The following is a 12355-nucleotide window of genomic DNA, read 5'->3' as shown; positions in this document are numbered from 1 at the left end:
TCTCCATTGCGGTAATGCCATTACCACTGTCTTGTCAGTCTTCACTGCCAACAAGGAGTCAGAGCGTGACCCAAGCCACTCTTCTCTATTCCACCGCCACCGGCCTGCCGGAACCTACCCGAACCCCGCTGCTGACCGGCAGCGATCCCGAACAAAAACGCCGCGAGCTGCTCGCCTACTTCTGCCAGACCTTCGATCTCTACGACTCGCTGTTCGACTGCCTGGCCGACGAGCGCGCCTGGTTTGACAAGGCGATCCCCCTGCGCCACCCGCTCATCTTCTACTACGGCCATACCGCCGCCTTCTTCATCAACAAGCTGCTGGCGGCCCGCCTCATCGAGGGGCGACTCGACGCCCGCATCGAGGCCATGGTCGCCATCGGGGTGGACGAGATGAGCTGGGACGATCTGGACGAGACCCACTACGACTGGCCCTCCGTCAGCGAGCTGCGCGACTATCGTGGCCGGGTGCGCGCCCTGGTGTGTGATTTCATCGAGCGGATGCCGCTGACCCTGCCCATCGACTGGCAGAGCCCGGCCTGGGTCATCTTGATGGGGATAGAGCACGAGCGCATCCACCTCGAGACCTCCAGCGTACTGATCCGCCAGCTGCCGCTGGCCTGGGTGCGCAGCCAACCCCAGTGGCCGGTCTGCCCCGAGGCGCGCCATCGCCGTGACGAGGTACCCGCCAACAGCCTGCTGCCGGTGGCCGGCGGCCGGGTGCGGCTCGGCAAACAGGACGCCACCTACGGCTGGGACAACGAATACGGCGAGCGCCACATCGAACTGGCCCCCTTCCAGGCCAGCCGCATGCTGGTGAGCAACGCAGAATTTTTCGACTTCGTGCAGGCGGGCGGCTACGAGACCCGCGCCTGGTGGGATGATGAAGGCTGGGGCTGGCGCCAGTATGCCGGGGCGCGCATGCCCACCTTCTGGGTCGGCGACCCCCTCGAACCCGAGCAACTGCAACTGCGGCTGATGACCGAGCAGGTCCCTATGCCCTGGGACTGGCCGGCGGAGGTGAACCAGCTGGAGGCCGCCGCCTTCTGTCGCTGGCAGGCGGCCCAGACCGGTCTGCCCGTCCAGTTGCCAAGCGAGGCGGAGTGGATGCTGCTGCGCGAACAGCTGGCTGGTGACCAGCCAGACTGGATCGAGGCGCCCGGCAACATCAACCTGGCCCGCTTCGCGTCGTCTTGTCCGGTGGATGCCTGCCCGCAGGGCAGCTTCTTCGATCTGGTGGGCAACGTCTGGCAGTGGACCAGCACCGCCATCGACGGCTTCGAGGGGTTCAAGGTGCATCCCCTCTACGACGACTTCTCCACCCCCACCTTCGATGGCAAGCACACCCTCATCAAGGGGGGCAGCTGGATCAGTACCGGCAACGAGGCGCTCAAGTCCTCCCGCTACGCCTTCCGTCGCCACTTCTTCCAGCACGCGGGCTTCCGCTACCTGGTCTCACGCCATCAGGAGCCCGTCATCGTGAATCCTTATGAAACCGACACGCTCGTCGCTCAGTACCTCGACTTCCAGTACGGCCCAAGCCACTTCGGGGTCGCCAACTACGCCCAGGCTCTGGCCGGTCTTGCCAGCGAGCTCTGCGGCCGCCATGAGCGGGCGCTCGACATCGGCTGCGCCACCGGTCGCGCCAGCTTCGAACTGGCTCGCCGCTTCGCCCACGTGGATGGAGTGGACTACTCGGCCCGCTTCATCGACGTGGCCCTGACCCTGGCAAGACAGGACAGCTTCCGCTATGCGGTGCCGGTGGAAGGGGAGCTGGTGGAGTATTGCGAGGCGCGGCTCTCCCGCCATGAGCTCGGCCGTGAGCAGGCCGATCGCGTCCACTTCAGCCAGGGGGATGCCTGCAACCTCAAGCCCAAGTACGGCGACTACGACCTGGTGCTCGCCTCCAACCTGATCGACCGGCTGCGGGAACCCGCCCGCTTCCTGCGGGACATTGCTCCCAGACTGCGCAGCGGAGGCCTGCTGGTGCTCACCAGCCCCTACACCTGGCTAACCGACTACACCCCCAAAGCCAACTGGCTCGGCGGTGTGCGCGAGAACGGCGAGGCCCTCGGCACCTATCAGGCGCTGCAACGGCTGCTGGCGGCGGAGTTCGAGGAGCACATGCCCCCGCGGGACGTCCCCTTCGTCATCCGCGAGACCGCCCGCAAGTACCAGCACACGGTGGCCCAGCTCACCGTCTGGCGCAAGCGCTGACGAGGCGACAAACGAAAGAGGGAGGCCCATGGCCTCCCTCTTTTTTATCCCGATGGCTTACCCCTGCTGCACCTGAGGCACCGCCTCCTGCTCGTGGTAGCGGCGGGCCAGCACGGCGCACACCATCAGCTGGATCTGGTGGAAGATCATCAGCGGCAGCACCATGACCCCGACGCTGGCAGCCGGGAACATGACGTTGGCCATGGGCACCCCGTTGGCCAGGCTCTTCTTGGAGCCGCAGAAGACGATGGTGATCTCGTCCGCCCTGTTGAAGCCGAGGCGGCGGCTGATCCAGACGTTCCAGCCCAGCACCAGTGCCAGCAGCACGCAGCTCAGCAGCACGATACTGGCCAGATCGTACCAGCCTACCTGATGCCAGATCCCCTGCACCACCGCCTCGCTGAAGGCCACATAGACCACCAGCAGAATGGAGCTCTGATCCAGCTTGCCGATGAGCGGCCGGTGGCTATCGACCCAGCGACCGATGAGCGGGCGCGACAGATGGCCCACCACGAACGGCAGCATCAGCTGCACCATGATGGCCTGAATGGAGTGCCAGGTGTCGACCCCCTCCCCCTGTACATTGATCATCAACCCCACCAGCACCGGCGAGAGGAAGATGCCGAGGATGCTGGAGGCCGAGGCGCTGCACACCGCCGCCGACACATTGCCGCCCGCCATGGAGGTGAAGGCGATGGCCGACTGCACGGTGGCGGGCAGGGCGCACAGATACAAGAAACCGAGGTAGATGGCCGGGCTCAGCCAGTGGGGCACCAGTGGCGTGAGCAGCAGCCCCAGCAGCGGAAACAGCACGAAGGTACTGAGCATCACCACCAGATGGAGCCGCCAGTGGCCGAGGCCCGCCAGCAGGTTCTGGCGCGACAGCTTGGCGCCATGCATGAAGAACAGCAGCGCCACCGCCAGCTTGGTCAGCAGACCGAACCAGACGGCCACCTGCCCCTCGCAGGGGAAGAAGGAGGCCAGCGCGACCACCACAATCAGTACAGAGGTAAAGGGATCCAGACGCACGAGCGGTCTCCGGTGAAAGCAGATCCCGTCCCCGCGCGGGGCCGGTGATCGGGGACGACAGGAAACACAACAGGAGCTGTGGCACAGCTCCTGTTGAAACGGATCCCCAGCTTACCCCGATAAGCGGGAGGCGCAAAGTTGAGCGACCCCTCTTTATCTGCCGGAAATTAAGCAAACCCGGCTGGCCACCGGAGCCGGCCAGCCTTGTGCTTCAGCTCTGCTTGGCCAGCGTGCCGCTGTCGTTCGCCCCCCTGGCCAGCCTGCGGGCCTGACGCTTCTCGAAGCGGGAGATCCACCAGTAGGCCAGCGCCGAGAAGACCGCGGTCATGAAGACGTTGATGAAGAAGGCGCGCACCAGATCCACCCCGGCTGGGAAGGCGGAGGCGCTCATGCTCACCACGAAGATGGCGATCAGCACCGACACCACCCCCATCCCGAATTTGCGCGACCCCATGCGGAACTCGCGCGGGGTGTCGTCATGTTTCCAGCGGAACACAAAGTAGGCCACCATGATGAAGATCGGCGGCAGCATGGCGGTACCGGCGGTGAGGTTGATGGCGGTGTTCATCATCTGCTGCACCGACTCGGAGCCGAACCCGTTGACCACCAGCATCACGAACACGAAGGCAAACTGCCACCAGGCGGCGCGCACCGGCACGCCGTGCTCGTTGAGCTGGGTGGTCTTCTCGCCGTAAACCCCCTGCGGGATCTCGGAGAAGTGGATCTTCACCGGCGCCGAGGTCCACATCATCATGGAGCCGAACATGGCGATGAACAGCACCACGCCGACAAATCGGCCCACCAGCGCCTCGGAGAGCCCGAAGTATTGGGCCATGCCGGTGAAGATCTCCACCATGCCGCCGGCATAGGTGAGACTCTCGCGCGGCACGAACACGTTCACCAGCAGGGAACCGACCGCATACATGGCACCGATGACGATGCCGGCACTGATGATCACCTTGATGAAGGATTTCTGGCCGCCCTTCACGTCATTGAGGTAGGCCGCCGCCGTCTCGGCACCGCCCGCCGCCTGGAAGATCCAGCACATGATGCCGAGCGTCGCCCAGTTGACGGTGGGAGTCATCGCCTCCAGGGTGATGGGCTGGGCCGGTACATGATCGCCACTCAAAGCCATCAGGGCGCCCAGCACATAGATGGCGAACAGGGCAAACACGCCGTAGGCCACGATCTCGGCAATCTTGCCGAGCCAGCTCGCCCCCTTGGTGGAGATGTGGGTCGCCGCCGCAAACAGCACGATGGAGATGATCGAGGTGACCATGGGCGAGAAACTGTACTCATAGCCCAGCATGGCGTAGGAGGCGTAGGCGATGACGTTGGGCAGCAATGAGACGAACCAGAACAGGTTCACGAACCAGTAGAGAAACGAACCCAGATAGGCCATCCGGGTGCCGAGCGGTTTTTTAAGCCAGTCGTACATCCCCGACTCGGAGTTTTTGTTGGCCGAGACGAACTCGGCGATGATGAAGACGAACGGGATGAAGTAGACGAGGGTCGCCAGCAGGAAGATGGGAGCGGAACTGAGCCCCAGCTCGATGTTGTTGTTGACGATGTTGCGCACGTTGAACACGGCGGCAAAGGTCATCGACAACAGGGCAAACTTGCCTATGGTGCCGCGTACGGATTCAGACATGGTGTCCTCCAGTGGACTCGCGCTCCCTGCGGGTAACGCAGTGACTCTGTGATGTGTTCGGCAAGGGTCTGTCGGCCCCGCCCTTTACTCTCTTGTTATGATCGGGCCGCGTGGACGGCCTCCTTGGTGAACCGGTGCAGTCTCCCGCACCGGCTCGCAATCTCAGTCAGACGATCGGGGTGCCCGGCGCCATCGGCACCCGCGGCTGCAGCAGCACGCTCTGACTCTCGTCCGGGGTCTCGGCGCAGAGCAACATGCACTCGGAACGCTCGCCGCGCATCCTGGTCGGCTTGAGGTTGGTCAGCACCACCACCTCGCTGCTCATCAGTTCCTCTTCGCTGTAGTAAGGCACCAGACTGGTGACGGTCTGCAGTGGCCGCTCGCCACCCACGTCGATCTGGACGATGTAGAGTTTGTCGGCACCGGGGTGGCGCACCACCTCCAGCACCTTGCCCACCTTCATCTCGACCCGCTTGAATTCGGCAAACTCGATCGTCTCGCTCATGCTCTTCTCCTTCTCTGGTTCAACGGTTTGCGGGTGGCCAACTGCCACCCGATCTGATCTGGGGTAAGGACGGCGCTCATGACGCCGGCATGGAGACCTGGGCCGTCGGCCTGGCCTCTTGCTCACGCGCCTCGGCACTCAGGGAGGCCTCATATCTGTTGTATTTCCACCAGGCGAAGCCCAGGAAGATGACGATGCCGCCGACGTTGTAGAAGATGATGGTCATGATGTCGGCGCCGGTCGGGAAGGTGGAGGCCAGGAAGCCCACCGTGAAGATGGCGATCAGCACCGACACCACGGCGATGCCGGTAGTGCGCGAGCCCATCTTGAACTCCCGCGGCAGGTGGTCGAGCTTCAGCCGCAGATTGAGGTAGGCCAGCATGATGAACAGCGGCGGCAGCATGGAAGCGGCAGCGGTCATGTTGATGACGGTGTTCATCAGATCCTGTGCGGTGTTGGAGCCCAGGGTCGGGATCACCATCAGCGGCAGCACGATGAGGTACTGGATCCAGGCTGCGCGGGCGGGCACGCCGTTCTCGTTGAGCTCGACCGTCTTCTTGCCGAAGATGCCGGCCGGGATCTCGGAGAAGAAGATCTTCACCGGGGTCGCGGTCCACATCAGCAGGGAGCCGAACATGGCGGTGAAGGAGACCAGCCCCACGAAGCGGTTCATCAGGATCTCCGGTAGGCCGAAGTAGGCCGCCAGCCCCTCGAACACCTGTACCGAGCCGCCGGTATATTTCAGGGTACCACTCGGTACGAACACGTTGATCAACAGCGAGGCGATGGAGTAGAGCACCCCGATAAAGATCCCGGCGACGATGATCACCTTCACGAAGGACTTGGAGCCGCCTTTTACGTCATTGACGTAGACCGCCACCGACTCGGCGCCACCAGCCGCCATAAAGATCCAGGTGGTGATACCCAAGAAGGCCCAGCTGAAATCGGGGATCATGGCCTCTACCGTGATGGGGTCTGCCGGCTGCACGCCGCCCACCAGAGCCGCACCTGCCAGCAGGATGTAGGATAGGGTCAGCAGCAGCATCAGGGACGAGGTCACCGAGGTGATGGGGCCGAGCATCTTGGCGCCGTTGGTAGAGACGTAGGTGGCAAAGGCGAACAGCACCATGCTCAAGGCCGTGGTCGCTACCGGGGTGAGAATGTACTCGTAACCGAGGAAGGCATAGGAGGCGTAGGCGATGACCCGCGGCAGCAAGGAGGTAAAGAAGAACAGGTTCACGAACCAGTAGGTGTAGGCGGAGATAAAGGCCCAGCGACCGCCGAGGGAGCTCTTCACCCAGGCATACACCCCCGCCTCGGAGTTTTTGTTCAGCGACACAAATTCCGCAATGATCAGGCAAAACGGAATGAAGTAAAAAATGGTGGCCAGAAAGAACATCGGGGCCGAGGCCAGACCGATCTCGATGTTGTTGTTGATGACGTTGTTGAAGCTGAATACCGCCGCGAAGGTAAGCGACAGCAGACCAAACTTGCCGATCGTATTGCGTTTGGAATCAGACATGGTGCATCTCCAGACCCGTAGTTATCTCGCGAAAAGGCGGGGCATGATTTGTAGGGTGAGCCCCGCCCTTCCGGCTTTGTCAGTGCAGAACCAGCGGCTTGTTATTTGTTTTTGAAGTAGCCGCCTTCGACGGTGACCTTGATGATCAGCTTGCGCACCGGGCTGTCGCCGACGAATCGGTAAGCCTCGTCGTTCTCGAAGATCACCACCTGACCGTTGCCCACCTGCTGGCGCTCACGCACCTCCCCAGCCAGCCACTCGCGATCAGTGGTGTCGTCGTAAGCCTGTTCGACCCGCAGCTCCGACTTGGCAGCCCACTCCACCGTCTCTGCCCCTTCCAGGTAGTAGTGGACGTCGAAGTAGCGGCGCTGCCCCTCGAACAGTGAGGTGGCCGGGCTGGCCCCCTCCTGCAAGCGGTAGGTGAGGGAGTCACCGATGGAGTGGCAGATGCCGGGCTTGAGGTTCGGCAGGTTGTTGATGGCCTCCACGCAGCGGCCCCACTTCTTGCCCTCCCGGTAGATATTTTTGAACAGGGTCAGGTTGTCCAGGGTGATCATGCGAGGTTCCTCCCGCCGTTGATGGTGAGATCGAGCCCGGCCAGCGCAGCCGGATTGAGGTTGCCACGGGCGATGGGCAGCAGGGTCAGGCCGAAGCTGAACGGCTCGAAGCGCACCCGCCAGGAGTCCAGCACCTCGGAGCCCCAGGAGTTGGAACCCAGCCCCAGCACCTTGTGATCCAGATTGAGGGTGAGATAACCGCAGGGCTCCAGCTCGTTGATGTGCTGCGCCGCGTGGATATGCTCCCAGCTGTAGGGCCAGACGCTCAGGTTGATGGGGGCATCGGGCCGCACGTAGAGACCGGCGCCGTGACGGTTGGTCAGGGTCGCCCAGCGCACCTGCTGACGGTTGCCGTTGTCCTGCGGGAAGGGGTAATGCTCCCACATCTCGCCCACCGTGCTGTTGAAGCTGTCGATCCAGTTGCTCTGGCGGCTGTCCTGATAGTTCTCACCCGGCCCCATGCCAAGGTAGTGCACCCGATCGAGATCCTGACGAATACCCAGCTCGAAGCCGATCTTGGGAATGATGTCGTCATAACCGCCATAGGGTTGGCCACAGAGCGCCACATGCAGCTGACCGTTCGGACTCAGGGTGTAGACGTAGCGGCAACGCATACCGAAGTCGAACACCGGCGGGGCGATCAGGCTCTCGACCGTCACCTCGACCGCCTCGCCCAGCTGACGCCAGCTCAAGGTACGGAAGTGCTCCTGCATGATCTGCAGGTGGTTCGGGTGCCACAGGCTCTCGTACTCCTGCTTGTGGTTGTCGATCATCGGCTTGAAGAAGGTGAGGCGGGGCGAGCGCTCGATAAGCTCATTGCCATCCTGCTGCCAGCTCACCAGCTTGCCGTCGAGGCGCGAGAAGCGCAGGGCAAAGCCGCTGCCGCTCAAGGTCAGCGCGAGGCGCTCATCGGCAATGTGCAACGGGGTCGCGTTGGGGTTGGCAAAAGGTCGCAGCTGACGAGTCGATGCCTTCAGCTGGAACTGGTACTGGCCCAGCTCGTGTTCCGCCGCGCTGTAGCGGGTCGCACTGGCCTTGATGACCCGCAGTTGGACGAAGGTTTCCCGCCCATCGAGAGCGGGCAGTTCGAGTTGCAGATCTGTGGTGGCACCGGGGGCCACCCCTTCCAACCGGATCTGCTGGCTGGCCAGCAGCTCGCCCTCGGCCTTCACCTCGACCAGCAGACGGATGTCGTCGAGAGTGGAGAACCAGTAGCGGTTTTCCAGCTCAAGCTTGCCGCTCGCCAGATCCAGCGCCCGCACCTTGACCGGGCAGATCACCTGCTTGTATTCGCGCAGGCCCGGCCCCGGGGTCTGATCCGGGTAGATGAGGCCATCCATGCAGAAGTTGTAGTTGTTGGGGTAGTCGCCGTAGTCGCCGCCGTACTTGTAGACCGGGCGCCCCTGCTCGTCCTGATCTAGGATGCCGTGATCGCACCACTCCCAGATGTAGTGACCCTGAATGTGGGGATGACGGTCAAACACCTGCTGGTATTCGCTGAGGCCACCCGGGCCGTTGCCCATGGCGTGGGCGTATTCACAGAGGATGCGCGGCTTGGTCATAGGGAACTCGCCGAAGCAGTTCATCTGGGAGACGCGCGAGTACATGGTGCTCACCACATCCACCACCTCGGCATCGCGATCCTCTTCGTAGTGCACCAGCCGGGTCGGGTCGATCGCCTTGCAGCGCTGGTACATGGCTCTGATATTGCAGCCGTAGCCGGACTCGTTGCCGAGCGACCAGATGATGATGGAGGGGTGGTTCTTCTGGGCGTGCACGTGGCGCTCGATGCGATCCACGAACACCGGCTCCCAGAAGGGGTCGTCGGTGATGCGGCTGAGATCGCCGACGTTGGCAAAGCCGTGGGTCTCCACGTCGGTCTCCGCCATCACGAACAGACCGTACTGGTCGCACAGCTCGTAGAAGCGCGGGTCATTCGGGTAGTGGGCGGTGCGCACCGAGTTGAGGTTGTGCTGCTTCATCAGCACGATATCGCGTTCAACACGGTCCATGCCGACCGCGCGGCTCTTGAGGTGGTCGTTGTCGTGGCGGTTCACCCCGTGCAGCTTGAGGTAGTGGCCGTTGACATGGAAGAGGCCATCCTTGACGGTGATTTCACGCACCCCGACCCGCTGCGGGATCACCTCCAGCAGCTCGCCCTGAGCGTTGTAGAGGGAGAGTTGCAGCTGATAGAGGTAAGGGTCTTCGGCGCTCCACAGATGGGGGTTGGCCAGATCCAGCGTGAAGCGGCAGTCGAGCTTGCCGTCGATGGCGAGATGGTCGAGCGAGCCGCTGGCGATCTCGCTGCCCTGATCCAGCAGCGACCAGACCAGACGGTGATCCTTGGCCGACTCGCCCAGGTTTTCGAGCTGGATATCACAGCTCAGGGTGGCGCTCTGGTTGTCGTCAGCCAGCGCGGTCTGAATGAAGAAGTCCTGCACATGGACCGCCGGTTTGCCCACCAGGTAGACGTCGCGGAAGATACCCGCCATCCACCACATGTCCTGATCTTCGATGTAAGTGGAGTCCGCCCACTGCATCACCCGCACCGAGAGCAGGTTCTCGCCGGTTTTGGCATAGGCGCTGATGTCGAATTCGGCGGTGAGGCGGCTCCCCTTGCTGAAGCCGACGTAGTGGCCGTTTACATAGACCTCGAAGTAGGTCTCCACCCCGTCAAACTTGATGATCACCTGCTCGCCGTCCCAGGCCGGGCTCAGCGTGAAGCTGCGCTGATAGGCGCCGGTGGGGTTGTTGGTCGGCACGAAGGGCACATCGATGGGGAAGGGAAAACCCTCGTCGGTGTACTGCAGCTGACCATGCCCTTCCATCTGCCACATGTTGGGCACGGTGATCTGGCCCCACTCGTCCATGGGGCTGTGATAGAAGGCCTCCGGCACCTGCAGGGGGTGGTCGAAGTAGTGGAACTGCCACTGGCCGCTCAGGCTCAGAAAACGGCGGCTCAGCTCGCGCTGCATGGTGGCCGCCAGCCCGTGGTCGGCATAAGAGAAGAAGTAGGCGCGCGGGGCCAGCCTGTTTTCACCAACGAATTGGACGTTTTCCCAGTTATTCACATGTCCTCCCGGAACAAGGCAACGTTAACTGGGTAAACTCTAGATAAACATTTACTAAATATCAGCTTTGAATTGGTAAAGTTTTAACCTGATCACAATGAACAGATGGTTTTGTGAGCGAGATCAGAAGCGGGAGATAAAGGAGGGCAAGATATGGATGAGTGGCATGGATGTTGATAACAGCAGGCCATGATGTAATTAAATTAACTATAAAACAATATGATATTAGTTTCTTGGAAGAGATGGGAAAGAGATTTGCTTGGGAGAGGTGTTGCGCCACCGCAAGATGGCGCGACTAAAAACAGGGGTGTTTTACTAAAATTATCGTGTGGTGCCGCGCAGGGTCAGCTTGCTCGGTACCAGCACCCGCAACGGGATATCCCGCTCGTCACGCAGCCGTTCAACCAGCAGATTGACCCCCTGGGAGCCCATCAACTCGGAGTGGATCCGCACCGTGGAGAGTGGCGGGAAGGTGAACTTGGCGGTCGGGATATCGTTGACGCTGATCAGCTCGATCTGCTGGGGAATCGCCAGTCCCTTCTCGTGGATGGCACGCAGCACGCCGATGGCGATGGAGTCGGAGGCCACAAACAGTGCCTTGGGCCAATTCCCGGCCAGCATCTCTTTGGCCAACGTGTAGCCGGAAGCGCTGGAGAAATCCCCGCGATAGAGGTCGCTCTCCTGCACCACACCCAGCCGTTGACCGTAGTCGAGGAAGGCCAGTTCGCGCAGATCCGGGCCATCATCCTGACCGCCGATATAGCCGATGCGCTGGTGCCCCTGGGCCATGAAGAAATCCACGACCTGCTGGCTGATCAGCGCCAGATCCACGTCAATCGAGTCAAAGTCACCTTGAGAGCGGCAATCCACGAACACCAGCTGGGCAGAGAGGGAGTGAAGCGCGGCAAGACGCTCTGCGGGCAGATGGCCGATGACCAGGATACCGTCGACGGCAGAGAGCTCACGCCCCTCGGCACCGTTGTAGAAGTGGGTCAGTTCGATGTTGAGGCGGGCACACTGGGTCTCGATGCCGTAGCGGATGGCCAGATAGTAGGGATCGTTGACCTCGGTGCTCTGCGGGTAGGCATAGACCGCCAGGAAGTGCAGCTTGCTCTTGTGAACCCCCTTGCGGGCACCACTGGTCTTGTACTCCAGCCGCTCGGCGATCTCGAAGATCTTCTGCTTGGTCTCTTCCTTGACGCTCAGCGTCGGATCTTCATTGAGCACCCGCGACACGGTAGCCTGGGATACCCCCGCCTCCTGTGCAATTTCCTTCAACGTGGCCATGCATACTCCTCTGGCAATGACGCGCGACAACACCAGACCAAGAGTAACGGGCAACGTGCTGACATCCCAGCATTTTTACTAAAAGAAACCCATCAGAACGGCAAATTTCCAATGCAAAAAGGCCTCCCGAATGGGAGGCCTCTTCTAAATGGGTGCCTGACAGTGTTCTACTCTCGCATGGCGAATGCCACACTACCATCGACGCTACCGCGTTTCACTTCTGAGTTCGGCATGGGATCAGGTGGTTCCACGGCGCTATTGCCGTCAGGCAAAAGCTGTACTACTTGAAAATGGTGCTGATACCCAGAATCGAACTGGGGACCTCATCCTTACCAAGGATGCGCTCTACCGACTGAGCCATATCAGCACACTAACCGGTAAAGACCACGCTCACCGCGTAATCTAAAATTGGGTGCCTGGCAGTGTCCTACTCTCGCATGGCGAATGCCACACTACCATCGGCGCTACAGCGTTTCACTTCTGAGTTCGGCATGGGGTCAGGTGGTTCCACTGCGCT

Annotated in this window: 8 protein-coding genes, 1 tRNA gene and 2 rRNA genes; 1 reads left to right on the top strand and 10 read right to left on the bottom strand. The window is 61.7% G+C overall.

What is annotated here, in order from left to right; translation table 11 throughout:
* Positions 1-65: 65 nt before the first annotated feature.
* The gene (gene ovoA, locus ACB031_RS18775) at positions 66-2216 is read left to right on the top strand and encodes a 5-histidylcysteine sulfoxide synthase (protein WP_017778651.1); all 2151 of its coding nucleotides are present in this window, start codon (positions 66-68) and stop codon (positions 2214-2216) included.
* A gap of 57 nt (positions 2217-2273) precedes the next feature.
* On the opposite strand, the gene ACB031_RS18770 is transcribed toward ovoA, so the two are convergent.
* The 10 genes from ACB031_RS18770 to rrf (ACB031_RS18725) form a co-directional block, all read right to left on the bottom strand.
* Positions 2274-3245, bottom strand: a complete 972-nt coding sequence (locus tag ACB031_RS18770) for a bile acid:sodium symporter family protein (protein ID WP_371140060.1) — start codon at positions 3243-3245, stop codon at positions 2274-2276.
* Between the two features lie 211 nt (positions 3246-3456).
* A complete protein-coding gene (locus ACB031_RS18765; RefSeq protein ID WP_371140059.1) occupies positions 3457-4896 on the bottom strand; it encodes an amino acid permease in 1440 nt (479 codons plus the stop codon).
* A gap of 166 nt (positions 4897-5062) precedes the next feature.
* Entirely contained in the window at positions 5063-5401 is a 339-nt protein-coding gene (locus ACB031_RS18760; RefSeq protein WP_058056268.1) for a tRNA-binding protein, read from the bottom strand.
* A 76-nt stretch (positions 5402-5477) separates the two neighbouring features.
* Positions 5478-6923: an amino acid permease gene (locus ACB031_RS18755; RefSeq protein ID WP_324039955.1), complete on the bottom strand. Its 1446-nt coding sequence runs from the start codon at positions 6921-6923 to the stop codon at positions 5478-5480.
* 101 nt (positions 6924-7024) lie between these two features.
* Positions 7025-7480, bottom strand: coding sequence for a beta-galactosidase subunit beta (locus ACB031_RS18750; protein WP_371140058.1), 456 nt, complete (start codon positions 7478-7480; stop codon positions 7025-7027).
* Positions 7477-10551 carry a beta-galactosidase subunit alpha gene (ebgA, locus tag ACB031_RS18745; protein WP_371140057.1) on the bottom strand — a complete coding sequence of 1025 codons (3075 nt, stop codon included), beginning with the start codon at positions 10549-10551 and terminating at the stop codon, positions 7477-7479. The genes ACB031_RS18750 and ebgA overlap by 4 nt, the downstream gene beginning before the upstream one ends.
* A gap of 321 nt (positions 10552-10872) precedes the next feature.
* Positions 10873-11838 carry a transcriptional regulator EbgR gene (ebgR, locus tag ACB031_RS18740; RefSeq protein WP_010635499.1) on the bottom strand — a complete coding sequence of 322 codons (966 nt, stop codon included), beginning with the start codon at positions 11836-11838 and terminating at the stop codon, positions 10873-10875.
* Between the two features lie 154 nt (positions 11839-11992).
* Positions 11993-12107, bottom strand: a 5S ribosomal RNA gene (rrf, locus tag ACB031_RS18735).
* Between the two features lie 22 nt (positions 12108-12129).
* Positions 12130-12205: transfer RNA gene (locus ACB031_RS18730), tRNA-Thr, on the bottom strand.
* A 47-nt stretch (positions 12206-12252) separates the two neighbouring features.
* Positions 12253-12355 (bottom strand): 5S ribosomal RNA (gene rrf / locus ACB031_RS18725); the annotation flags it as partial.

The organism is Aeromonas sp. S8(2024), from assembly GCF_041403085.1.
Taxonomy (GTDB): domain Bacteria; phylum Pseudomonadota; class Gammaproteobacteria; order Enterobacterales; family Aeromonadaceae; genus Aeromonas; species Aeromonas dhakensis.
The sequence above is the reverse complement of the archived record's forward strand: the minus strand, read 5'-3'. Positions and strand labels throughout refer to the sequence as shown.

What these genes read in the sequence shown, in the direction of transcription:
- ACB031_RS18750 (WP_371140058.1), bottom strand. Translation starts at nt 7,480, where the DNA reads ATGATCACCCTGGACAACCTGACCCTGTTCAAAAATATCTACCGGGAG.
- ACB031_RS18755 (WP_324039955.1), bottom strand. Translation starts at nt 6,923, where the DNA reads ATGTCTGATTCCAAACGCAATACGATCGGCAAGTTTGGTCTGCTGTCG.
- ACB031_RS18765 (WP_371140059.1), bottom strand. Translation starts at nt 4,896, where the DNA reads ATGTCTGAATCCGTACGCGGCACCATAGGCAAGTTTGCCCTGTTGTCG.
- ACB031_RS18760 (WP_058056268.1), bottom strand. Translation starts at nt 5,401, where the DNA reads ATGAGCGAGACGATCGAGTTTGCCGAATTCAAGCGGGTCGAGATGAAG.
- ebgR (WP_010635499.1), bottom strand. Translation starts at nt 11,838, where the DNA reads ATGGCCACGTTGAAGGAAATTGCACAGGAGGCGGGGGTATCCCAGGCT.